The 23,433-nt window shown below is 72.3% G+C and carries 21 protein-coding genes and 3 pseudogenes; 15 read left to right on the top strand and 9 right to left on the bottom strand.

The features are described 5' to 3' along the window. Window positions 1-2: 2 nt before the first annotated feature. The 8 genes and pseudogenes from ACWDZ4_RS24420 to ACWDZ4_RS24385 all read right to left on the bottom strand — a co-directional run bounded on the left by ACWDZ4_RS24420 (window position 3) and on the right by ACWDZ4_RS24385 (window position 5,234). Entirely contained in the window at window positions 3-263 is a 261-nt protein-coding gene (locus ACWDZ4_RS24420; protein WP_451510516.1) for a DUF3099 domain-containing protein, read from the bottom strand. A gap of 91 nt (window positions 264-354) precedes the next feature. Then, window positions 355-642, bottom strand: coding sequence for a DUF1416 domain-containing protein (locus ACWDZ4_RS24415; RefSeq protein WP_450262901.1), 288 nt, complete (start codon window positions 640-642; stop codon window positions 355-357). A gap of 36 nt (window positions 643-678) precedes the next feature. After that, window positions 679-1,518, bottom strand: coding sequence for a sulfurtransferase (locus ACWDZ4_RS24410; protein WP_451510515.1), 840 nt, complete (start codon window positions 1,516-1,518; stop codon window positions 679-681). A gap of 185 nt (window positions 1,519-1,703) precedes the next feature. Further along, complete coding sequence (locus tag ACWDZ4_RS24405) at window positions 1,704-1,787, bottom strand: putative leader peptide (protein ID WP_355254274.1); 84 nt, start codon at window positions 1,785-1,787, stop codon at window positions 1,704-1,706. A gap of 164 nt (window positions 1,788-1,951) precedes the next feature. After that, window positions 1,952-2,650, bottom strand: coding sequence for an LmeA family phospholipid-binding protein (locus ACWDZ4_RS24400; protein WP_451510514.1), 699 nt, complete (start codon window positions 2,648-2,650; stop codon window positions 1,952-1,954). A gap of 81 nt (window positions 2,651-2,731) precedes the next feature. After that, entirely contained in the window at window positions 2,732-4,042 is a 1,311-nt protein-coding gene (locus ACWDZ4_RS24395) for a hypothetical protein (RefSeq protein WP_451510513.1), read from the bottom strand. A 10-nt stretch (window positions 4,043-4,052) separates the two neighbouring features. Next, the gene (locus ACWDZ4_RS24390; protein WP_344497917.1) at window positions 4,053-4,307 is read right to left on the bottom strand and encodes a MoaD/ThiS family protein; all 255 of its coding nucleotides are present in this window, start codon (window positions 4,305-4,307) and stop codon (window positions 4,053-4,055) included. A 33-nt stretch (window positions 4,308-4,340) separates the two neighbouring features. Continuing rightward, window positions 4,341-5,234: pseudogene (locus tag ACWDZ4_RS24385) on the bottom strand (alpha/beta hydrolase). Window positions 5,235-5,510: 276 nt separating this feature from the next. Between ACWDZ4_RS24385 and ACWDZ4_RS24380 the strand changes: the two are divergent. The 5 genes from ACWDZ4_RS24380 (at window position 5,511) to ACWDZ4_RS24360 (ending at window position 10,723) form a co-directional block, all read left to right on the top strand. Further along, complete coding sequence (locus ACWDZ4_RS24380; RefSeq protein ID WP_451510512.1) at window positions 5,511-6,320, top strand: response regulator transcription factor; 810 nt, start codon at window positions 5,511-5,513, stop codon at window positions 6,318-6,320. A 24-nt stretch (window positions 6,321-6,344) separates the two neighbouring features. Then, window positions 6,345-7,373: a LacI family DNA-binding transcriptional regulator gene (locus tag ACWDZ4_RS24375; RefSeq protein ID WP_344497919.1), complete on the top strand. Its 1,029-nt coding sequence runs from the start codon at window positions 6,345-6,347 to the stop codon at window positions 7,371-7,373. Window positions 7,374-7,462: 89 nt separating this feature from the next. After that, window positions 7,463-8,485 (top strand): S1C family serine protease, encoded by a 1,023-nt coding sequence (locus ACWDZ4_RS24370; RefSeq protein WP_451510511.1) that lies wholly within the window; start codon window positions 7,463-7,465, stop codon window positions 8,483-8,485. Between the two features lie 67 nt (window positions 8,486-8,552). Beyond that, entirely contained in the window at window positions 8,553-9,272 is a 720-nt protein-coding gene (locus tag ACWDZ4_RS24365; protein ID WP_451510510.1) for a response regulator transcription factor, read from the top strand. Beyond that, on the top strand, window positions 9,269-10,723 hold the full coding sequence (locus ACWDZ4_RS24360; protein WP_451510509.1) for a sensor histidine kinase: 1,455 nt from the start codon (window positions 9,269-9,271) through the stop codon (window positions 10,721-10,723). Before ACWDZ4_RS24365 ends, ACWDZ4_RS24360 begins: the two co-directional genes overlap by 4 nt. 105 nt (window positions 10,724-10,828) lie before the next feature. Here the strand turns inward: ACWDZ4_RS24360 and ACWDZ4_RS24355 are convergent, their stop codons facing one another. Next, on the bottom strand, window positions 10,829-12,676 hold the full coding sequence (locus ACWDZ4_RS24355; RefSeq protein WP_451510508.1) for a bifunctional metallophosphatase/5'-nucleotidase: 1,848 nt from the start codon (window positions 12,674-12,676) through the stop codon (window positions 10,829-10,831). Window positions 12,677-12,997: 321 nt separating this feature from the next. Here ACWDZ4_RS24355 and mshD point away from each other — a divergent pair, with 321 nt between their 5' ends. The 10 genes and pseudogenes from mshD to ACWDZ4_RS24305 form a co-directional block, all read left to right on the top strand. After that, entirely contained in the window at window positions 12,998-13,924 is a 927-nt protein-coding gene (mshD, locus tag ACWDZ4_RS24350) for a mycothiol synthase (protein ID WP_451510507.1), read from the top strand. 97 nt (window positions 13,925-14,021) lie between these two features. After that, window positions 14,022-14,408 carry a GntR family transcriptional regulator gene (locus ACWDZ4_RS24345; RefSeq protein WP_451510506.1) on the top strand — a complete coding sequence of 129 codons (387 nt, stop codon included), beginning with the start codon at window positions 14,022-14,024 and terminating at the stop codon, window positions 14,406-14,408. Further along, complete coding sequence (locus tag ACWDZ4_RS24340) at window positions 14,405-15,310, top strand: ABC transporter ATP-binding protein (RefSeq protein ID WP_451510505.1); 906 nt, start codon at window positions 14,405-14,407, stop codon at window positions 15,308-15,310. The genes ACWDZ4_RS24345 and ACWDZ4_RS24340 overlap by 4 nt, the downstream gene beginning before the upstream one ends. Beyond that, entirely contained in the window at window positions 15,307-16,320 is a 1,014-nt protein-coding gene (locus ACWDZ4_RS24335; RefSeq protein WP_451510504.1) for an ABC transporter permease, read from the top strand. Before ACWDZ4_RS24340 ends, ACWDZ4_RS24335 begins: the two co-directional genes overlap by 4 nt. Before the next feature lie 213 nt (window positions 16,321-16,533). Continuing rightward, window positions 16,534-18,774, top strand: a complete 2,241-nt coding sequence (locus tag ACWDZ4_RS24330; RefSeq protein WP_451510503.1) for an RNA degradosome polyphosphate kinase — start codon at window positions 16,534-16,536, stop codon at window positions 18,772-18,774. A 94-nt stretch (window positions 18,775-18,868) separates the two neighbouring features. Further along, window positions 18,869-19,915, top strand: coding sequence for a CHAD domain-containing protein (locus tag ACWDZ4_RS24325; protein WP_451510588.1), 1,047 nt, complete (start codon window positions 18,869-18,871; stop codon window positions 19,913-19,915). Continuing rightward, a pseudogene (locus tag ACWDZ4_RS24320) lies at window positions 19,912-20,382 on the top strand (NUDIX hydrolase); the annotation flags it as partial. The gene ACWDZ4_RS24325 and the pseudogene ACWDZ4_RS24320, both read left to right, overlap by 4 nt. 374 nt (window positions 20,383-20,756) lie before the next feature. Beyond that, entirely contained in the window at window positions 20,757-21,890 is a 1,134-nt protein-coding gene (gene pstS / locus ACWDZ4_RS24315) for a phosphate ABC transporter substrate-binding protein PstS (RefSeq protein ID WP_451510502.1), read from the top strand. A gap of 97 nt (window positions 21,891-21,987) precedes the next feature. Continuing rightward, window positions 21,988-22,989: a phosphate ABC transporter permease subunit PstC gene (gene pstC, locus ACWDZ4_RS24310; RefSeq protein ID WP_451510501.1), complete on the top strand. Its 1,002-nt coding sequence runs from the start codon at window positions 21,988-21,990 to the stop codon at window positions 22,987-22,989. Continuing rightward, window positions 22,986-23,433 (top strand): annotated as a pseudogene (locus ACWDZ4_RS24305) (phosphate ABC transporter permease PstA); the annotation flags it as partial. The gene pstC and the pseudogene ACWDZ4_RS24305, both read left to right, overlap by 4 nt.

Below are 23,433 nucleotides of genomic sequence, written 5' to 3'. Positions count from 1 at the left end.
CCTCACCGACGGGGCTTCCTGCCGTCCAGCTCGTCCCACCAGTCGTCGGACTTCGGATCCCCGGAAGGATCGTCCCACCAGCGGTCCTCCGGCCCCCGCCGGTTGGCGACCACCGCCGCGACCGGCGGAATGACCATGGCGACGAAGCACATCCCCACGGCCACCGGCATGGACCACAACCGTACGAGGGACCAGGCGGAGACGAAGAGGACGATGCATCCGCCCATCAGCAGGAAATAAGCGTGACGGCGTCGCGCGTACATACCTCCACGGTACGACCGAAGGGCCGCACCCGGTCCAGGTAAGCGTCCAACCCCCTGGGGTGCGGCCCTTCGGCCAGTGGAAAGCGCCTCGTCAGACGGCGATCGCGACCTCCGCGAGGCCGCCCGTCCGGGCGACGACCGTACGGTCGGCCGTGCCGCCCGGGACCAGCGCGCGCACGGTCCAGGTGCCCTCGGCCGCGTAGAAGCGGAACTGGCCCGTGGCCGAGGTCGGGACCTCGGCGGTGAACTCGCCGGTCGAGTCCAGGAGGCGGACGTAGCCGGTGACGGGCTCGCCGTCGCGGGTCACGCTGCCCTGGATGGTGGTCTCACCGGGCTTGATCGTCGAGGCGTCGGGGCCGCCGGCCTGTGCTCCACACATGTTGAAATCCGTCCTTCAAGTCGCGGTCGAGAGGGGTTACTTGTTGGCGCCGAGCTCGATCGGCACGCCGACCAGCGAGCCGTACTCGGTCCACGAGCCGTCGTAGTTCTTGACGTTGTCGACACCGAGCAGCTCGTGCAGGACGAACCAGGTCAGGGCCGAGCGCTCACCGATGCGGCAGTACGCGATGGTGTCCTTCGCGAGGTCGACCTGCTCGGCCTCGTACAGGGCCTTCAGCTCTTCGTCGGACTTGAAGGTGCCGTCGTCGTTGGCGTTCTTCGACCACGGGATGTTGCGGGCGGACGGGACGTGGCCCGGGCGCTGCGACTGCTCCTGCGGGAGGTGGGCGGGGGCGAGCAGCTTGCCGCTGAACTCGTCGGGCGAGCGCACGTCGACGAGGTTCTGGTGGTCGATCGCGGAGACGACGTCGTCGCGGAAGGCGCGGATCGAGGTGTCCTGCGGCTTGGCCTTGTACTGCGTGGCCGGGCGCTGGGGGACCTCGGCGACCAGGTCGCGGGAGTCGAGCTCCCACTTCTTGCGGCCGCCGTCGAGCAGGCGGACGTCCTGGTGGCCGTAGAGCTTGAAGTACCAGAAGGCGTACGACGCGAACCAGTTGTTGTTTCCGCCGTAGAGGACGACCGTGGTGTCGTTCGCGATGCCCTTCTCGGACAGGAGCTTCTCGAAGCCGGCCTGGTCGACGAAGTCGCGGCGGACCGGGTCCTGGAGGTCCTTGGTCCAGTCGATGCGGATCGCGTTGCGGATGTGGTTCTTCTCGTACGCGGAGGTGTCTTCGTCGACCTCGACGATGGCGACCTTCGGGTCGTCGATGTGGGCCTCGACCCAGTCTGCGTCTACCAGGACATCGCTGCGGCTCATGCTGTTCTCCTCCGGGGCAGGTGCGGCGGTTATGCGCGAGGGGCGTGTGCGGGTACGCCGGTACGCGGAACGGGACGGCGTACGACCGCACGGGGTGCCGGCCCTGACTTCGACTGCACCGGTTCGGTAGGTCGGAGGGCCGGGGGGAAGGCGGGTGGCCAGAGGCTGCTGCGGCCAGAACCCGCTCAGGCAGTGCGACAGAGCATGGCGGCGACGCGGCACAGGTCTACTGCCCGCCGCTTCGTGAGGTCCGCCTGTCGCTGCTGCATGGGACCGATCGTAGGGACGTCACGACCGGCATGTCACCGGCGTGTCGGATGATGAGACGCGATCGTCCGCGATGCGAGACGGGGAGAGGGAGCGAGGCCGCTCTCCCGGGCGTTCGCACGGCCCGCGCCCGTCCGCTTCCTGAGGGGCGGACGCGGGTGTCTCACTATCCGGCGAGGGCCACGTCCGTGCCGGTGACGGAGATCTTCGCCCCGTCCTCCGTCGCTTCGGCCTTTTCGAGTTCGATGCCTTCCGGCAACCCGCTGACCTGCCGGTCGAAGTCGGTCCTCTCCCGGATCATCCCCTCCAGCCCGGGGATGCCCTCGCCGGGCACCTCGTCCGCCCGCACCCGGATCGTGTCGCCGTCGACCAGACTCACGCTGGACAGCACACTGCGCGTGATCTTGCGGCCGAGGATCTCGGCGGAGCCGGTGACCTTCACCTTGCCGTTGCCGCCGTAGGAGAGGGAAACATCGTCCTCGGCGGCCTCGGACAGGTCCTCGTACGAGATGAGGGCCCGGCCGGTGGCGCGGTCCGCCGTCGCGCCGGAGAAGCCGGTGACGCTGCCCCGCACCCGCACGTCGTGGAGCTCGGCGGTCATCTCGCCGATCCGGAGCCGGTGGCCGGCGGCGCTCGCCTCGATGTCCTCGAGGGTGACGTCGACCCGGTCGAAACGCTTGGCGGCGACCTGGGTCAGGAAGGGAAATCCCTTGATGGACACGTCGGGCGCGCCGGTCAGCCCCTGCCGGCTCTGGATGCGCTTCGCGACCTCGGACTCGGCCATGTTGACCGCCAGGCGGTCCAGGGCGACGAAGATGCCGCCGAGGATCACGGCGACGACCAGCAGTATTCGCAACGCACGCATTGTTTACGGATCCCCCGAGTCGCCCGGCCCGCTCTGACGATCACGAGCCTACTGCCAGGTAGCGGAAGGATGAGGCAAGGATCAGGCGATGACCCGGCCGATCAGATACACGGCGGGGGCGGCGGCGGTCAGGGGCAGGGCCACTCCGGCCGTCATGTGGACGAACCGGGACGGGTAGTCGTAGCTGGCCACGCGCAGACCGGTCAGCGCGCACACTCCGGCCGCGAACCCGAGCAGAGCGCCCCCGGCGCCCACGTCCGCCGCCCCGCCGGCCGCGACTCCGGCGCCGGTGGCGGCGAGCAGCGCGACGACGACCGACACGACACCGGACAGCGGCAGCGCGCGGGCCAGTGCGGCGACGGCGACGGCCACGCCGCCGACGGTCACGGCCTCGGGGACCGCCGCGAGGTGGCCCGCGGCGAGTACGGCGAGGGCGGCCGAGGTGATGGTGGCCGTCAGGCCGTACATCCGCTCGTCGGCGGGGGCGCGGTTGCGCAGCTGGAGTACGAGCGCGAGCAGCACCCAGACACCGAGCGTGCCGATGATCGCGGCGGGCGCGTGCTCGGCGTCGACGGCCAGCAGCACGATGTCGGCGGTGACGCCGCCGAGGAAGGCGAGCGCGATGCCCTGGCGGGCGGGCCACATGCCGTTGAGCCGGAACCAGCCGGCCGCGGTGACGGCCTGGAGCAGCACGAGCGGCACGAGCAGGGCGTACGGGCCGACGGTCGCCGCGCCGGCGAGCAGCAGCGAGAGCCCGGCGGTCAGGGCGGCCGGCTGCATGCCGGGCGCGATGACCGGCGACCGGCCTTCGGCGCGGGCGCGCTGGGCGGCGGTGAGCGGGGCCTCTCCCGTCCGGGCGGAACCGGGAGCCCGGGAAGCCTGGGGACGTGCGTTGCCCAGGGTGGTGGGCGCGCTGTACGCCGCGTGGCCGGTGGAGGGGGACGCGGCAGCGGGGGCCGCCGCGGGCGCGGGCGCCGGGGCGGGCTCGTACGCCGCCGGGTCCTGCGGGTAGGGGCCGTACGCCGCCGGGTTCTGCGGGTAGGGGCCGTACGCGCCCGGGTCCTGCGGGTACGGGTCGTACGCGCCCGGGGTCCCGGGCGGCGGAGCGTACGCGCCGTTGTGGGACGACGGGTCCGAGGGGTGGGACGGGTACGCCGGGTCGGCCGCGGGCTGTTCCTGCGGCCGGTACGGCTGCTGGACCGGCTGGTACTGCTGGACCGGCTGGTACTGGGTGTCCCAGGTCGGCCCCTCCCACGTCTGGGTGTAGGGCTCCTGCGCGGACGGGTGCGGCTCCTGGCGCCCGTCGCGCCCCTCACGTCCGTCGTGTCCGTCGTGTCCGTCGTGTCCGTCGTGTCCGTCGTACGGATACGGGTACGGCTGCTGGTTGCTCATGGTGTGGGGGTCATCCTCCTGCGAACGGCGGGAGCACCTCGACCGTGCCGCCCTCGGCCAGCCGTACGGTCTCATGAGGGCGGGTGCCGACGGGATCACCGTCGATGAGGAACGAACACCGCTGGAGTACCCGCGTCAGCTCCCCGGGGTGCCGGTCGCGCACCGCGTCGAGCGCCTCGGCGAGCGTCCCGGCCGCGTACGGCTCCTCGGCGGTCCCGGCTGCGGCCTTGGCCGCGGCCCAGTAGCGGATGGTGCCCGCTGCCATAACGGCGCTCCTTTCGTCGGCTTCCATGATGGGCTATGCCGCCACCGGCCAGGCGCCGGTGCGGGTGAGGAGTGTCTCCTCGGCCGCGTTCCCGGCGTGGCCCATGCCGGGCTCGAGCCACAGTTCGCCCCGGTCGCCCGCGGCCCCGGCGCGCATGCGCGGGCGGTCCAGGGGGAAGTACGGGGCGCGGTCGCCGTGCACCACCAGCAGCGGCGTCGTACCGAGCCGGGCCGCCGCCTCGGCCGGCGGGGGCGGCACGAGGTCCCCTTCCCGGGGGTGGATCCGGGTGCGCAGCCCTGCCCGCCCGACGAGCCGCCCGGCGGGGCGGGTGACCACCCGGTGCAGTCGCCGCATCGGCGCCGCGCCCCGGCAGTACCAGCGGGCGGGGGCGCTGACGGCCGCCACCGCGTCGGCGTGCGCGGACCCGTGCGCGGCTGTGTTCACTTCTGTGCGCCCCCCGTGCGCGAAGCCGCTCCCGTCCCCCGTACAGCGCCGCGTGCCGGACGGCCACCGAGCCGCCCTCCCCCCACGGTCTTCGGCGGGGGACGTGCCCTCAGAAGCCCACCGCGACCACCCGCCCGCGCCCCGGCGAGCGCGCCCGGCGGACCGCCGCCGCCAGGTCGAGGACCTCGCGGCCGCCGACCGCGGAGCGTCCGCCGGAGCCTCCGTGGCCCCGGAACGAGAACGTGATCACGGCTGCGTACTGCCGGAACACCCGGGCGGCGCGCCGCACCGCGGGCCGGTCCGGGAGCCCGTGAAGCCGTGCGCGACGGCGATCGCCGGGCCGTCGGTCCCACCGCCCGGCGACGGCTCGTACAGCGCCTCGGTCCGCACCCCGTCGGCCGCCCGCAGGACCGTGCGCCGGGCCCCGCGCGTGATCAAGGGAACAAGTGATCTGCGGAACCGGCCCTCCGGCACGGAACTCATGTGAGCTATTGTGCTGGGCATAGGACCTGGGCAACGTTGCCCCCGGGTCCTTTTGTGTTTTCTGACCGTTGTTACGGACAGATGACGCGGTGCGGTTCCAGGGCGCGGAACCGCACCGCACGAAGGACGAAGTGCGAAGGAAGTACGAAGCAGTGCCGCATACTCCCCCACGCCTTGAGGGCGCGGGTGGGACCCCCTCCGCAGGGACCGAGGAGGAACCGACGTAATGGGCGAGCGAACCGTGCATGATCGGACGACCCGGGCAGGTGGCCGACGATGAGTTCTCTGCTGCTCCTGACCAATGCCCTCCAGCCGTCGACGGAGGTGCTCCCCGCCCTCGGCCTGCTTCTGCACAGTGTGCGGGTGGCCCCCGCCGAGGGCCCGGCTCTCGTCGACACCCCTGGTGCCGACGTCATACTGATCGACGGCCGCCGCGACCTCCCGCAGGTCAGGTCGCTGTGCCAGCTGCTGCGGTCCACCGGACCCGGCTGTCCGCTGATCCTCGTCGTGACGGAGGGCGGCCTGGCGGCCGTCACCGCCGACTGGGGCATCGACGACGTACTGCTCGACACCGCGGGCCCGGCCGAGGTCGAGGCGCGGCTGCGGCTCGCGACGGGCCGCCGGCAGATCACCTCCGACGACTCCCCGATGGAGATCCGCAACGGTGATCTGTCGGTCGACGAGGCGACGTACAGCGCGAAGCTGAAGGGGCGGGTCCTGGACCTGACCTTCAAGGAGTTCGAGCTGCTGAAGTACCTGGCGCAGCACCCCGGCCGGGTCTTCACGCGCGCACAGCTCCTCCAGGAGGTGTGGGGCTACGACTACTTCGGCGGTACGCGCACGGTCGACGTGCACGTACGGCGGCTGCGCGCGAAGCTCGGCCCCGAGCACGAGTCGCTGATCGGGACCGTACGCAATGTGGGCTACCGCTTCGTGACCCCCGAGAAGGTCGAGCGGGCGGCGGCCGAGGAGGTCCGGGCCAAGGCCGGGCAGAAAACGGCGCCCGGGGCCGTCACCCGTGCGGCGGACACCGCCGCGGACACCACCCCCCGGGAGGAAGCCGCCGTACGGCCTGCCCAGCGGTAGTTCACCCCGCGTAGACTGCCGCGCGTGGCCAAGGTGACGCGGGACGATGTGGCGCGACTGGCGGGGACTTCGACCGCGGTCGTCAGTTACGTCATCAACAACGGACCCCGGCCGGTCGCCCCGGCCACGCGCGAGCGTGTCCTCGCCGCGATCAAGGAGCTCGGCTACCGGCCGGACCGGGTCGCGCAGGCCATGGCGTCCCGCCGCACCGACCTCATAGGCATGATCGTCCCCGACGCGCGGCAGCCGTTCTTCGCCGAGATGGCGCACGCGGTCGAACAGGCCGCCGCCGACCGCGGGAAGATGGTCCTCGTCGGCAACTCCGACTACCGCGACGAGCGCGAGGTCCACTATCTGCGGGCCTTCCTCGGCATGCGGGTCTCCGGTCTGATCCTGGTCAGCCAGGGCCCGAGCGAGTGGGCGGCCGCCGAGATCGAGGCGTGGGACGCGCGGGTGGTGCTGCTGCACGAGCGGCCCGAGACGATCGACGACGTGGCGGTCGTCACGGACAACATCGGCGGCGCGCAGCTCGCCACCCGCCACCTCCTGGAGCACGGTCACCCGTACGTCGCCTGCCTGGGCGGCATGGAGTCGACGCCGATGGTCGGCGACCCGGTGGCCGACCACGTCGTGGGCTGGCGGCGGGCGATGCGCGAGTCGGGGCGGTCCACCGAGGGCCGCCTCTTCCAGGCGCCGTACAACAGGTACGACGCCTACCAGGTCGCCCTGGGGCTGCTCGCGGGGCCGGACCGGCCGCCCGCGATCTTCTGCTCCACGGACGACCAGGCGATCGGCGTGCTGCGGGCCGCGCGGGAGCTGCGCATCGACGTACCGGGCGAGCTGGCGGTGGCCGCCTTCGACGACGTGAAGGAAGCGGCGCTCACCGATCCGCCGCTGACGACCGTGTACTCCGACCGGCCGGCGATGGCGCGGGCGGCGGTGGACCTGGTGCTGGACGACGCGCTGCGGGTGGCGGGGTCGCGGCGCGAGCGGCTGAAGCAGTTCCCGTCGGCGCTGGTGGTACGGCGCTCCTGCGGCTGCCCGGCGACGTAGCCCCTCTTCATTCGGGGCATACGCACTTCTGCCGGGCTTCTCAGCGGCTCCTCAGACCGTTCTCATACGCACCGACCAAGCTCTGGGGCATGACCGAGAGCCCCCGCCGCAGCGGCGAGCACCCCGAGCCCGAGCAGCAGCCCTCCTCCTTCTCGCACGACTCGCACGACTCGCACGGTGCCGCGTACCCGCCTCCGCCGGCGTACGCACCTCCGGTGGCCGCGCCCCGGCGGGCGCGGCGGCCGGTCGCCCTCCTCGCCGCCGTCGCGATCGCCGCCGCGGCGGTCGGCGGCGCAGCGGCGGTCCTCGCCGAGCGCCTCACCGCCGCGGAGACCGCCACCGGCGGCAACGGCGTCTCCGGCACGACCGTCTCGCAGAGCAGCGAGGGCACCGTCTCCGGGGTCGCGCAGGCCGTGAGCCCGAGCATCGTGGAGATCAGCGCGACGTCGGCCTCCGGCGCCTCCACCGGCTCCGGCGTGATCGTCACCGCCGACGGCGAGATCATCACGAACCACCACGTCGTCTCGGGCGCCTCGTCGGTCGAGGTCGAGCTGAGCGACGGCAGGACGTACACCGCCGATGTCGTCGGCACCGACCCGGACAAGGACCTCGCGCTGATCGAGCTCCGGGGCGCGAGCGGCCTGAAGGCGGCGGCGCTCGGGAACTCCGACGACGTCGAAGTCGGCGACGAGGTGGTGGCGATCGGCTCGCCCGGGGGCCTGACCGGGACGGTGACCAGCGGAATCGTCTCGGCGCTGGACCGGGACGTGACCGTGTCGAAGGACGGGAACCCGGGCCAGGAACAGCAGGGACAGCAGGGACAGGGCGGCGGCCGGTGGCCGTTCGAGTTCGGTGGGCAGCAGTTCAACGGCGACACCGGTTCGTCGAAGACGACGTACAAGGCGATCCAGACCGACGCCTCCCTCAACCCCGGCAACTCCGGCGGCGCCCTCATCAGCATGGACGGCGAGATCATCGGCATCAACTCCGCGATGTACGCCCCGAGCGGAGCCAGCAGTTCCGCTTCCGGCAGCGTCGGCCTCGGCTTCGCCATCCCCGTCGACACGGTCAAGGCCGACCTGGACGGGCTCCGCGCCGGGGGCGACAGCTGACGTCCCTACCGTGCGAGGCTGAAGGCGACGTACGCCGCCACGCAGCGACCGATCCCGAGGAAGACCGATGAACAGCCCCGCCGAGCGCATCCTGATCGTCGACGACGAGCCCGCCGTGCGCGAGGCGCTCCAGCGCAGTCTCGCCTTCGAGGGGTACGGGACGGAGGTCGCCGTCGACGGCGTCGACGCGCTCGCCAAGGCGGCGTCGTACGCACCGGACCTGATCGTCCTCGACATCCAGATGCCCCGCATGGACGGCCTGACCGCGGCCCGCCGCATCCGCTCGTCCGGCGACACGCTGCCCATCCTGATGCTCACCGCACGCGACACGGTCGGCGACCGCGTGACCGGGCTCGACGCGGGCGCCGACGACTACCTGGTGAAGCCGTTCGAGCTGGACGAGCTGTTCGCCCGCATCAGGGCGCTGCTGAGGCGCAGTGCGTACGCCGCCGGGACAGCGGCCGGCGAGGAGGCGCCGGGGCACGTGCTGTCCTTCGCCGACCTGCGGATGGACCTCGTGACGCGCGAGGTGACGCGGGGCGGCCGGCCGGTGGAGCTGACCCGCACCGAGTTCACGCTGCTGGAGATGTTCCTCGCGCACCCGCGCCAGGTGCTGACGCGCGAGCAGATCCTCAAGGCGGTGTGGGGCTTCGACTTCGAGCCCAGCTCGAACTCCCTGGACGTGTACGTGATGTACCTGCGCCGCAAGACGGAGGCGGGCGGCGAGCCGCGCCTGGTGCACACGGTGCGGGGGGTCGGGTACGCGCTGCGGGGCGGTGAGGCGTGAGCGGTACGCCGGCGCCGGCCTCGGCGTCACTGCGCAGGTTCCGCCCGTCGGCGCTGCGGTCCCGGCTGGCGCTGCTGACGGCCACGGCGGTGGCGGTCGCGGTGGCGGCGGTCGCGGCGGCGTGCTGGTTCGTGACGAAGGCCCAGCTCCAGGAGCAGACGGACGACTCGCTGCGCAACGCGAAGTTCGACGGGAAAGCGACCGCGGACCTGCTGGCGTCCTGCCTGAGCGGCGGAGCCCTGCCGGCCCCGGTGTTCCCCAGCGAGTACTCCGTGCAGATCGTGGCGGCGTCGGGCCGGACCTGTACCGCCCCGGGGTCCTCACCGATCCCCGCGCAGCGCGACGACATCGCCGTGGCGGGCGGGCTGCGGGACGACGCGCTGCACACGACGGCCGACAAGGCCGGCACGCGGATGCGTGTCCACACCCGGCCGCTGGGCGGCATCGGCGGCGGCCCCGCCGCCGAACGGTTCGCGCTCTCCGTGGCCCGCCCGGTGAGCGAGATCGACGAGCCGCTCGGCTCCCTCGCCTGGGTACTGCTCACGGTGTCCGGGATCGGTGTCGTCGGCGCCGGCGCCGCCGGCCTCTGGGTCGCCCGCGCGGGCCTGCGCCCCGTCGACAAGCTCACCGGCGCCGTCGAGCACGTGGCGCGCACGGAGGACCTGACCGTACGCATCCCGGTCGAGGGCGAGGACGAGATCGCCCGCCTCTCGCGCTCCTTCAACGCCATGGCCACCGCCCTCGCCTCCTCCCGCGACCGCCAGGCGCAGCTGATCGCCGACGCGGGCCACGAGCTGCGGACCCCGCTCACGTCCCTGCGTACGAACGTGGAACTGCTGGCCCGCAGCGACGAGACGGGGCGGGCCATCCCGCCCGCCGACCGGGCCGCGCTCATGGCGTCCGTCAAGGCGCAGATGACCGAACTGGCTTCGCTGATCGGCGACTTGCAGGAGCTCGCGCGGCCCGACACGGCCGACCAGGGCAGCCCGCCGAGGATCGTCGCGCTGCACGAGATCGCGGCCGCCGCGCTGGCGCGCGCCCGGCTGCGCGGCCCCGAGCTGACGATCGGGGCGGACCTCTCCCCCTGGTACGTACGGGCCGAGCCGGCGGCGCTGGAGCGGGCGCTGGTCAACGTCCTGGACAACGCGGTGAAGTTCAGCCCGCCGGGCGGCGCGGTCGACGTGGCTCTGGACCGGCACGGCGAGCTGGCGGTGCGCGACCACGGCCCCGGCATCCCGGACGCCGAACTCCCGCACGTCTTCGAACGCTTCTGGCGCTCGCCGTCCGCCCGGTCCCTGCCGGGTTCGGGGCTCGGCCTGTCCATCGTGGCCCGCACGGTCCAGCAGGCGGGCGGCACGGTCGTGCTGCGGCGCCCGGCGGACGGGGGCGGCGGCACGGAGGCCCTGATCAGGCTGCCGGGCGCACCGGCGCCACCGCCCGACACCGCCTAGACCTCCGCGGGAAGCGTCCTCGCGGCGCCGTCCGGCCCCGGCGACAGCCCGGCGGGGCGGCACCCGGCCCGGGTGCCGCCCCGCCGGGCCGCCTGAACTCAGTGACTACTTGACGATCGTGATCCGGTCGGCCGCCGGCGGGGCGATCGGGGCCGTCGCGCTGGAGTTCTTCGCCAGGTAGGCGTTGAAGACGTCCAGGTCGGAGGCGCCGACCAGCTTGTTCTTGTGCTCCTTGAAGACCGGGAAGCCGTCGCCGCCGCCCGCGAGGAACTCGTTCATCGCGACGCGGTACGTCTTCGCCGGGTCGAGCGGGGTGCCGTTCAGCCTCACCGAGGAGACGTCGACGCGGGCGGCGCCCGCCTTCGTCATGTCCAGGGTGTACGTGAAGCCCTTCGACACCTGGAGTATCTTCGGCGACGCCTCGTTGCCGCCGCTGACCTGCTGCTGGAGCGCGGTGATCAGCTGGGCGCCGGTCAGGTCGACGACGTTCATCATGTTGGTGAACGGCTGGACGGTGAACGCCTCGCCGTACGTCACGACACCGTCGCCCTCCTTGCCGCTCGCCTTGAAGACGAGGTCGGAGCGGATGCCGCCGGGGTTCATGAAGGCGATCTGCGCGCCGCCCCTGTCGGCCGGGGCCAGGCCCTCCAGCTGCGCGTCCGCGATCAGGTCGCCGAGCGGCTTCTCGGGGGCCGTGGAGCCGCGTCCGTTGATGTCGGCGGAGATGAAGCCCTGCGGCCTGCCGGCGATCGGGGCGGCCAGCGCGTTCCAGCGGCCGATGAGCGAGGTCATGTCCGGCGCCCAGATCCTGGCCTGCTCCTGGTCGCGGACGACGATGTGGTTCGCGCTCTTCACGCCCGTACGCACGATGTCCTTGGTGCGGCGGTCGTAGGTGAGCGTGGTGTCCGTGTAGAGCTTTCCGTACGAGGAGGCCGAGGTGACCATGCGCGGCTTGCCCGCCGGGTCGGGGACCGTGCAGACGTACGCCTGGTGGGTGTGGCCGGTGACCAGCGCGTCGACCGTCGGCGTGATGCCCTTGGCGATGTCGACGATCGGACCGGAGATGCCGTCGCCGGCGCCCGGCGAGTCGCAGTCGTAGTCGTACGTGGAGGAGGCCGGCGAGCCACCCTCGTGGATCAGCGCGACGATCGACTTGACGCCCTGGCGGTCGAGCTCCTTGGCGTACTTGTTGACCGTCTCGACCTCGTCGTGGAACTTCAGGCCCTTGATGCCGTTCTCGGTGACGATGTTCGGCGTGCCTTCGAGGGTCACGCCGATGAAGCCGATCTTGACGCCGTTCTTCTTCCACACCGTGTACGGCTCGAGGACCGGCCTGCCGGTCTTCTCGTCCGTGACGTTCGCGGCGAGGTAGGGGAAGTCCGCGCCCTCGAACTCCCTGCCCTCCTCGAAGCAGCCCTCGACCGGGTGGCAGCCGCCGTTCTGGATGCGGGCCAGCTCGGTGGCGCCCTCGTCGAACTCGTGGTTGCCGACGGCCGACACGTCGAGGTCGAGCTTGTTCAGCGCCTCGATCGTCGGCTCGTCGTGGAAGAGCCCGGACATCAGCGGGCTGGCGCCGATCATGTCGCCGCCGGCGGCGGTGACGGAGTACCGCTCACCCTGGCGCGCCTTGCGCAGCGCGGTCGCCAGGTGCTCGATGCCGCCGGCCGGGACCGCCTTCACCGTGCCGTCGGGCTGCTTCTCGTTGACCGTGCCGGCCGAGCCCGCCGGGGGCTCCAGGTTCCCGTGCAGGTCGTTGAAGGACAACAGCTGCACGTCCACGGTCCGCGAGGACTTCGGCCTGTGCTGCCCGCCGCCGGCTGCTGCCCGGTCGCCTTCCTGCGCGCCGGCCGGCATCGCCGCGACGAGGGCGCCGAGGGTGGCGAGACCGGCGGCCGAGGCGAGCACGCGCCGGGTCGCGCGGTGGGTGCGGGTGGTACGAGGGTTCGCTGACATCTGTCCCCTTGTGAGTTCAGCGTGACGGACGAACCGCAGCCTAAAGTCAACGCGCGTAGCGCAACAGGGGGTGACGGGTCACAAGCTGGTTGCCTTCGGCGGTACATCGGCTGCTGCCCGGCCGTCGCCCGTACGGCCGGGACCTTCCGTCACGGAGCGCGATGAGACGGCCGGGCGGGCCGGGCAGTCCGCGCGCGGGGGACGACGGGAGCGCGGCCGGGGCCGCCGAGTGCGCCCGGCGCGGGGAGCAGGGCGGCCGGTCGGCGGGGACCGGATCCGTTCGACGCCCTGTCGCACCACCGTCGCCGTACGCTCGTACCCATGACGACTGACCCCGCCACCCCCGCCTTCCTCAGGAAGATCCAGACCCTCGACGTGCTCGCCGAGGAGCAGGCCCGGGAGGTCCTGGCGCTCCTCGACGAGGCCGCCCGCGCGGACGGCGTGCAGGCCGTCTCCGAGCAGGGCCGGCTCCAGCTGCGCGGCGGACACCGGGAAGGCGTCCGGCACTTCCTGCTGTACGTCGGTGAAGGGCCCCTCCTCGGATACGCGCAGCTGGAGGACACCGACCCCGTCGAGGCACCGGCCGCCGAGCTCGTCGTACACCCCGCGCACCGGGGCGCCGGGCACGGCCGCACGCTCGGGACGGCCGTGCTGGACGCGTCGGGGAAGCGGCTGCGGGTCTGGGCGCACGGCGGGAAGTCGGCGGCGCGCCACCTCGCCCAGGTCCTCGGGCTCACCCTCTTCCGCGAACTGCGGCAGATGCGGCGGCCCTTGAGCCCGCTGGACATCCCCGAGCCGGTGTACCCGGCGGGGGTCGAGGTCCGCGCCTTCGTGCCGGGACAGGACGACGCGGCCTGGCTCGCCGTGAACGCGGCGGCGTTCGCCCACCACCCCGAGCAGGGCGGCATGACGCAGCGCGACCTGGACGACCGCAAGGCCGAGCCGTGGTTCGACCCGAAGGGCTTCTTCCTGGCCGAGCGGGACGGCGAACTCGTCGGCTTCCACTGGACGAAGACGCACGCCGAGGAGCAGCTCGGCGAGGTGTACGTCCTCGGCATCCGCCCCGACGCGCAGGGCGGCGGCCTCGGCAAGGCCCTGACCGCGACCGGCCTGCGGCACCTGGCGGCGCAGGGGCTGCCGACCGCGATGCTGTACGTCGACGCGGACAACACGGCGGCGGTGACGGTGTACGAGCGGATCGGCTTCACCACGCACGAGACGGACCTGATGTACCGCACGGAGTCGTAGGGCCGGGAACGGCCGAGGGGGCGGCGTCGGTTGACACCGCCCCTTTCCTTGCACCACTCTTCCACTACTTAACTAGTGAAAGGGGGGTACAGACGACGTGGTCGAATTCCGCATCGACCGGCGCACCGGCGTCGCGACCTACGTACAGATCGTGCAGCAGACCAAACACGCCCTCCGTCTGGGTCTGCTGGAGCCCGGCGACCGGCTCCCGACGGCCCGCGAGGTCGTCGAAGCCACCGCCATCAACCCGAACACCGTGCTCAAGGCGTACCGCGAACTGGAACGCGAGGGGCTGGTCGAGGCGCGGCGCGGCCTGGGCACCTTCGTACGGAAGTCGCTGGGCAGCGCCCCGGCCGACTCACCCCTGCGCGGCGAGCTCGTGGAGTGGGCGGCGCGGGCCCGCGAAGCCGGGCTGGAGAAGGACGACGTGGCCGCGCTCTTCACCTCCGTACTCGACGAACAGTTCAAGGGAGATCACGCATGACGGACACCGCCATCGAGGCGGCCGCGCTGGGCAAGAGCTACGGGCGGCGGGGCTGGGCCCTGCGCGAGTGCTCCTTCCGGCTGCCCGCCGGGCGCGTCTGCGCGGTCGTCGGCCCCAACGGCGCCGGCAAGTCGACCCTGCTGGCCCAGGCCGCCGGACTGCTCCGCCCCACCGAGGGCTCCCTCACCGTGCTCGGCACCGACCCGGCGACGGCCCGCGACCGCATCGCGTACGTCGCGCAGGAGAAGCCGCTCTACCCGCAGCTCACCATCGCCGACACCCTGCGCCTGGGCGCCGAACTCAACCCGGGCCGCTGGGACGCGCGCGTCGCGGACCGCGTCGTACAAAGCGGTGAGCTCGACCCGGGCGCGCGGATCCGCACGCTCTCCGGCGGCCAGCGCACCCGCGTCGCGCTCGCCCTCGCGCTCGGCAAGCGGCCCGAACTCATGCTCCTGGACGAGCCGATGGCTGACCTCGACCCCCTTGCCCGGCACCAGTTGATGGGCGCCCTGATGGCCGAGGCCGTCGAACACGGCACCACCGTCGTGATGTCCTCGCACATCATCGGCGAGCTGGCGGACGCCTGCGACCACCTCCTGCTCGTCTCCGGCGGCCGCATCCGGCTCGGCGGCGGGATCGACGACCTGACCGCCGCCCACACCCTGGTGACCGGACTGGCCCCGGCGGAGGACCTGGCCCCGCACACCGTCGTCGAGGCCCGCGCCACCGGACGCGGGACCACCGCCCTGATCCGCCCCGACGGCCCGGTCGGCGACGGCTGGCAGACCGAAGAACCGTCCCTGGAGGAACTGTTGCTCGCCCACCTGCGCTCCCCGGACGCTCCCCCGCTGCTCACCCCGAGCACGACGGTCCGCGACGAGGCACGGCAGGTGACCGCGTGACCACCACCCTGTCCTCCCCGGACACGGCGCCGCATGCCCCGGAAGCCACCCCGCGCGGCGCCCTGCGCGGCCCCCGGCGGGTACTCCTGCGGCTCCACCGCACCGCCCTGCGTTCGGCCCTCGCCCTCATCGTGCTGGCGGCAGCGGTCACCGGTTTCCTGCGCTGGGCGGCTTCGGCCTTCCCCGAGAAGGAGCTCGACTGTTCCGACGGCGGCCCCTGCTACGACACCTTCCTCGGGTTCACCAGCGCCCGGGAACTCCTGACCGAGTACATGACGCGCGGATCCACCGCCCTCCTGCTCCTCCCCCTGCTGATCGGAGCCTTCGTGGCGGGCCCGGTCGTCGCCCGCGAGCTGGAGTCGGGGCTGCACCGCCTCGTCTGGACCCAGTCGGTCTCCCCCGCGCGCTGGCTCGCGTCGAAGCTCGCGACCGCCGCGACGCTCGCCGTGGCCGGGACGCTCGCCCTGATGGGCGTCTTCCGGCTCGGCGCGACCGGTCTGCTGGGCCGGTGGAACCTGTCCTGGGCCGACCGTGGCGTGTACGAGGCGACCGGACCGGCCCTCGTCGCGTACGGCCTGCTCGGTGTCGCCGTGGGCGCGCTCGCCGGCCTGCTCGTACGCCGCACCCTGCTCGCCATGTCGATCACGGGCGTGGTCACCGGCACCGTGCTGATGGTCATGGGCAACGCTCGGTGGAGCCTGATTCCGGTGCGCACGGTCACCGGGCCCGGCGAGCAGTTCAGGGGCCGGGGCATGCCCGTGGACGCCTTCATGACGGACACGGGGGTGCAGAACGCCGCCGGTGAACGCTTCGTGCTCCCCCAGTGCCTCCCCGACAGGATGACGGGCGCGTACTGCCCCACCGACCTCGGGGTCACCAACTGGTACGTGGACTTCCACCCCTACGCGCACTTCTGGTACGTCCAGCTGATCGAGACCGGCATCGTGCTGGCCCTCGCCGCCGCGGCCGTCTACGCCGCCTTCCGGGTACTGCGCCACCGCGCGGCCTGAGCAGACCGGCGGGACGCCGGGGCCCGGGAAGACACCCCCCGGGCCCCGGTGGTCGCATCCTGCATGTCATGTCTCCGTTACCGCGCATTCAGACACGCTTGCGACCCTCTCGGAATGCAGCCCGCCGTGCCACCCTCCCCGAACGGGAGATCTCCCCGCACATCACCCTTCTTCGGCGTGCCCGGGGGCCCTCACGCGCGGAACAATGGGTCCATGAGCCAGCAGCCGAGCGCCGATGTCCCTGTCCAGCATGCTCAGCCGTCCGTCGGTGCCATCGCCGCGCACCGCCCGCACACCCTGGCCGGGTCGCCGGTGACCGACCTGGACCCCGACATCGACGCGGACCCGGACGCGTACGTGGAGTACGCAGAAGGTTCTGCGGCGGACATCGAGCTGCCGCAGGGCCGTTTCCTCGACCGGGAGCGCAGTTGGCTGGCGTTCAACGAGCGGGTGCTCGAGCTCGCCGAGGACCCGGCCACCCCGCTCCTCGAACGAGCGAATTTCCTCGCCATCTTCGCCTCGAACCTGGACGAGTTCTTCATGGTCCGCGTCGCCGGCCTGAAGCGCCGCATCGCGACCGGTGTCGCCACCCGGTCCGCGTCCGGCCTCCAGCCCCGCGAGGTCCTGGAGCTGATCTGGACCCGCTCGCGCGAGCTCATGGCCCGGCACGCCGCCTGCTTCCAGCAGGACATCTGCCCCGCCCTCGCCGACGAGGGCGTGCACCTCATCCGCTGGCCCGACCTGACCGAGAAGGAGCAGGCACGCCTGTTCACGCTCTTCCGGCAGCAGATCTTCCCGGTCCTCACCCCGCTCGCGGTGGACCCCGCGCACCCCTTCCCGTACATCTCGGGTCTCTCCCTGAACCTCGCGGTCGTCGTGCGCAACCCGGTCAGCGGCCACCGCCACTTCGCGCGCGTCAAGGTGCCGCCGCTGCTGTCCCGCTTCCTGGAGGCGTCGCCGCAGCGGTACGTACCCCTGGAGGACGTCATCGCCGCGCACCTCGAAGAGCTCTTCCCGGGGATGGAGGTGCTGGCCCACCACATGTTCCGGGTGACGCGGAACGAGGACCTGGAGGTCGAGGAGGACGACACCGAGAACCTCCTCCAGGCCCTGGAGAAGGAGCTCATGCGGCGCCGCTTCGGCCCGCCGGTGCGGCTCGAGGTCGAGGAGTCCATCGACCCGTACGTCCTGGACCTCCTCGTCCGCGAGCTGAAGATGTCGGACGCCGAGGTGTACCCGCTGCCCGGCCCGCTCGACCTGACCGGCCTGTTCGGGATCGCGGCGCTGGACCGGCCGGAGCTGAAGTTCCCGAAGTACATCGCGGGCACGCACCGCGACCTCGCCGAGGTCGAGTCGGCGTCCGCGCCGGACGTGTTCGCGGCGCTGCGCGAGCGCGACGTCCTGCTGCACCACCCGTACGACTCCTTCTCCACCTCCGTGCAGGCGTTCCTGGAGCAGGCGGCGGCCGACCCGGACGTGCTGGCGATCAAGCAGACGCTGTACCGGACGTCGGGCGACTCGCCGATAGTGGACGCCCTGATCGACGCCGCCGAGTCCGGCAAGCAGGTCCTGGTCCTCGTCGAGATCAAGGCCCGCTTCGACGAACAGGCCAACATCAAGTGGGCGCGCAAGCTGGAGGAGTCCGGCTGCCACGTCGTGTACGGGCTCGTCGGCCTCAAGACCCACTGCAAGCTCTCCCTGGTGGTCCGCCAGGAGGGCGAGACCCTGCGCCGCTACTCGCACGTCGGTACGGGCAACTACCACCCCAAGACGGCCCGCCTCTACGAGGACCTCGGCCTGCTCACCGCCGACCCGCAGGTCGGCGCGGACCTCTCCGACCTCTTCAACCGGCTCTCCGGCTACTCGCGCCGCGAGACGTACCGCCGGCTGCTCGTCGCGCCCAAGTCGCTGCGGGACGGCCTGGTCGCCCGGATCAACAAGGAGGCCGCGCACCACCAGGCGGGGCGTCCGGCGTACGTCCGGATCAAGGTCAACTCGATGGTCGACGAGGCGGTCATCGACGCCTGCTACCGGGCGGCGAAGGCGGGCGTGCCGGTCGACATCTGGGTGCGCGGGATCTGCGCGATACGTCCCGGAGTGGCCGGCCTCTCGGAGAACATCCGGGTCCGGTCCATACTCGGCCGCTTCCTCGAACACTCACGGCTCTTCGCGTTCGGCAACGGCGGTGAGCCCGAAGTCTGGTTCGGCAGCGCCGACATGATGCACCGCAACCTCGACCGCCGCATCGAGGCACTGGTCCGGGTCACCGACCCGGCCCACCGCGCGACCCTGAGCCGGCTGCTGGAAACCGGCATGTCCGACACCACGTCCTCCTGGCACCTCGGCCCCGACGGCAACTGGACGCGGCACGCGACGGACGCCGAGGGACAGCCGCTGCGGCACGTACAGGAAATGCTCATAGAGGCCCGGAGGCGCCGGCGTGCAACACCGTGACACCGCATCCCGAACCCGCCCCCGGCCGGACACCGGCCCCGTCCTTCCGCCGGCGGGGGGCGAGGCGCTGCCCCCCGAGGACCTGTCCAGCCGGCTGCGCGCGCAGGAGCTCCGGGCCGGTGACCTCCTGGCCCGCGACCTCCTGGCTCCGTACCTCCACTCCCTGGCCGCGGACTTCCTGCGCTCCCTGCGCCTGCACCGCGAGAGCGGCCAGGACCCGCAGGGGACGGCGGAGGCGGCCGAGGCGACCCGCGCGCTGCGCGGCGCGGCGCGCCGGATCAGCGGGACGCTGCACACGTTCCGGCCCCTGACCGACACGGGGTGGGCGGACACCCTGCGCGGCGAGCTGGCCTGGCTCTCGGGCACCCTGGCCCGCGAGCACGCCTACGCGGGGCGGCTGAACCGGCTGCTGGAGGCGCTGAACCGGCTCTCGGGCGCGGGCGGCGGGGCGGGCGGCGGGACCTCCGCGACGCCGGGGGCCCGGGGGAGCGCCGCGTCGCGGGCGCAGCCGGGCGGGACGCTGACCGTGGGCGCGGCGCGGGCCGGCGCGCTGCTGGAGCGGCAGCTGACGCTGGCCAGGACACGGGCGCACTCGGCCGCTCTGCAGGCGCTGGGTTCCTCGCGGTTCCACGCGGTCGCCGACGCCGTGGCCTTACTGGCCTCGGACGTTCCGCTCGGGCCCGCCGCCGCCGCGCCCGCCGCCGAGGTGCTCGCACCGCTCGCGGTGGGCGCCGAACAGCGGCTCAAGGAGGCGGTGGCCGCACTTCCGCTGGGGCGCGCCGCCCACCCGTACAACGCGGAGGCACTCGTCCACGGCCTGGCCGCCACGCCCACGAGCGAGGCGCAGGACGCCCCCTGGCACCAGGTACGGCTCCTGCTGCGCCTGCACCGTTACGCCCAGGAGACCTTCGCGGTCCCCGCGGCCCCCGCCGGCGCGTGCCTCGCGGCGCAGGCGCTCGACCGCCACCGGGACGCGGCGGAGGCGGCCGGCGCGGCGGCGTCGGCGGCCCGCACCCCGCGCATCGCCCCGGCGACGGCGTACGCCCTGGGCGTCCTCCACGCCGACCAGCGCCACGAGGTCGAGGCGGCCCGTTTCGCCTTCCAGCAGGTGTGGCAGCGGACGGCGGCGACAGCGCCATGACCGGCACGGCCGGCGCCCCGGACCCCGGCCCCGTGCTCGCCGCGGGCTGCGTGCTGTGGCGCCGGTCGCCGTCCGACGGCGTTCCCCGGGCTCTCGGCTCCGTGCGCGCGGAAGAGGCCCCCTGGGAGATCTGCCTCGTCCACCGCCCCAAGTACGACGACTGGTCGCACCCCAAGGGCAAGCTCAAGTCCGGGGAGGACGCCAGGGACGCGGCGGTCCGCGAAGTGCGGGAAGAGACCGGCATGACCTGCGCCCCGGGGCCGGAACTGCCCTCGGTCCGCTATACGGCCGACGGCCGCCCCAAGGTGGTCCGTTACTGGGCGGCAGAGGCCACCGGCGGCTCGTTCGAGCCGAACGACGAGGTGGACCGCGTGCTGTGGCTGCGTCCCGACGCGGCGCAAAAGCGACTGACGCGGGACAGGGACGGAAAGCTGGTCGCCGCCCTTCTCCGCGTCCTGCGCACGGCCCGGGAAGACCGGGAAGGCCAGGAAAACCGGAGAGCGGACGAGCCGACGGACCGGCGGGAAACACCGCGCAGCGGAGTATAACCCCGCGTTTCGGGCATCACCCGCAGGGGAGCCTCCCCCGGCCACCGATCCGCACCCCACCCCTCTCCTCCCCGCCGCGAGGCACCCCGCGCACCACACCGTTCGGCACGGTTCACCTCCCGTTCACCCTCCCCCGCCGGTGGCTTCACCTGTTCTGCCTAATTTCGGACGTACGCGGTGCGAGGCACGTCGCAGGACGCCGCCCCACTGGGTAGCTGGGACCCGAGAACACCTACCTCTTCGCACGCCGCCACCACACAGGACCGGCGGCTCCTGGAAGGAACACCCGAACAGTGAAGCTTCAGCGCAAGAACCGGCTTCGCGCCACCGCGCTCGGCGCCCTCGCCGTCTCCGGCGCCCTGGTCCTCACGGCGTGCGGCTCGGACGACAACAGCGGTTCCACCGGCGGCTCCGGCGAGACCAAGGCCGCCAGCACCATCAAGTGCGACGACGCCAAGGGCCAGCTCCTCGCGGCCGGCTCGACCGCCCAGAAGAACGCCATGGACCTCTGGGTCAAGAACTTCCAGGCCGCCTGCGAAGGCGTGGAGATCAACTACCAGGCCATCGGCTCCGGTGGCGGCATCACCAAGTTCAACCAGGACCAGGTCTCCTTCGCCGGTTCCGACTCGGCGCTCAAGCCCGAGGAGGTCACCGAGTCGAAGAAGATCTGCAAGAGCGGCCAGGGCATCAACCTCCCGATGGTCGGCGGCCCGGTCGCCATCGGCTACAACCTGGAGGGCGTCGACGACCTCGTCCTCGACGCCAAGACGCTCGCGCAGATCTTCGACAACAAGATCACCAAGTGGAACGACCCGGCGATCGCCAAGCTCAACCCGGACGCCAAGCTCCCGTCCAGCACGATCCAGGCCTTCCACCGCTCGGACGAGTCCGGTACGACCCAGAACCTGGGCAAGTACCTGAGCACGGCCGCCGAGAAGGACTGGAAGTACGACCCGAAGTCGAAGTCCTGGCCGGCCAAGGGCGGTCAGGCCGCCAACGGCTCCTCCGGCGTCGTCTCCAACGTCAAGGACACCAACGGCGCGATCGGCTACTTCGAGCTGTCCTACGCGACCGCCAACAAGCTGGACACCGTCAAGATCGACACCGGCGCCTCCGCCCCGGTCGAGGCCACCACGGACAACGCCTCCAAGGCCATCGCCGCCGCGAAGATCGAGGGCCAGGGCAAGGACCTCGCCCTGGCCCTGGACTACGCCACCAAGGCCGAGGGCGCCTACCCGATCGTTCTGGTGACGTACGAGATCGCCTGCGACAAGGGAAACAAGGCCGAGACCCTGCCCACCCTGAAGGCGTTCCTGAACTACGCCGCCAGCGAGGACGGCCAGAAGGTCCTGGCCGACGCCGGCTATGCGCCGATCCCGGCCGAGATCGCGGCCAAGGTCCGCGAGACCATCCCCACCCTCTCCTGACCCCGGCCGTGGCCGGCCCCGCCGCCCGGGGCCGGCCGCGCCTTCCGGTGCACCGCCGCCAGGAGCCCCCACCGGCTCCGCAGACCGGAGAAAACCGATGGATATAGCAACCGAAACCACCTCGCCCTCCCCGCCCCCGCCCGGACCCGGCACCACGCTGGCCTCCAAGGGCAGCAGCCACGCCGGTGACCGCGTCTTCATCGGCCTGTCCCGCGGCTCGGGAATCGCGCTCCTGGTGATCATGGCCGCCATCGCGGCCTTCCTCACCTACCGCACCGGCCTCGCCGTCTCGAAGGACGAAGCCAACTTCCTCACCACCTCCGAGTGGAACCCGGCGGGCGACCCGCCGGTGTTCGGCATCGCGGTGCTCCTCTTCGGCACGGTCGTCAGCTCGGTCATCGCCATGGCCATCGCCGTGCCGATCGCCATCGGCATCGCACTGTTCATCTCGCACTACGCCCCGCGCAGGCTGGCCACACCGCTCGCGTACGTGGTCGACCTGCTGGCGGCGGTACCGAGCATCATCTACGGCCTCTGGGGCGCCGTCTTCCTGGTCCCGTACCTGGACGGCCTCAACAAGTGGCTCGACGAGTACCTCGGCTGGACCTACATCTTCGACAAGACGAGCGACGGCGTCGCCCGCAACCTCTTCACGGTCGGCATCCTGCTGGCGATCATGATCCTGCCGATCGTCACCAACGTCACCCGTGAGGTCTTCCTCCAGTCGCCGAAGATGCACGAGGAGGCCGCCCTGGCCCTCGGTGCCACGCGCTGGGAAGTCATGCGGATGTCTGTCCTCCCCTTCGGCCGCTCCGGCATCATCAGCGCCTCGATGCTGGGCCTGGGCCGCGCCCTCGGCGAGACGATGGCCGTCGCCGTCGTGCTCTCCCCGAGCTTCATCATCTCCGGCCGGCTGCTCGACCCGGGCGGCGGCACCTTCGCGCAGAACATCGCCGCGAAGTTCAACGAGGCGGACGAGTTCGGCCGCGACGCCCTGATCGCCTCCGGTCTCGTCCTCTTCGTCATCACGCTGCTGGTCAACGGCGCGGCCCGCTGGATCATCGGCCGCCGCAAGGAGTACTCGGGGGCCAACGCATGAGCCTGACAAGCCCGACCACGGACAAGCGCCCGGCCTCCCCCGCGCTCCACGCGTCGCTCGCCCACGCCCGCCTCCCCCGCTGGGCCCCCGCCGCCATCGCCGCCGGATCCGTCACGGCCGGCATCGGCCTCGGCCTCGTCGCCGGCTGGCACAGCCGCGTGCAGTGGGGCATGCTGGCCGCCCTGTTCTTCGTACTGGCCACCTTCGCGATCACCACCAAGGTGGAGGGCAGCCGCCAGGGCAAGGACCGCGTGGCCACCAGCGTCGTCTGGGTCTGCTTCATCCTCGCCCTCGTCCCGCTGCTCTCCCTGGCCTGGGTGACGGTCACCAAGGGCATCAAGGTCATCGACGGGTACTTCCTCACCCACTCGATGAGCGGCCTGCTCGACACCGACGAGGGCGGCGGCATCTACCACGCCCTGCTCGGCACCCTGGAGCAGGTCG

The sequence above is a fragment of the Streptomyces sp. NPDC003016 genome (assembly GCF_053591455.1).
This window is presented reverse-complemented; position numbering and strand designations above follow the sequence as displayed.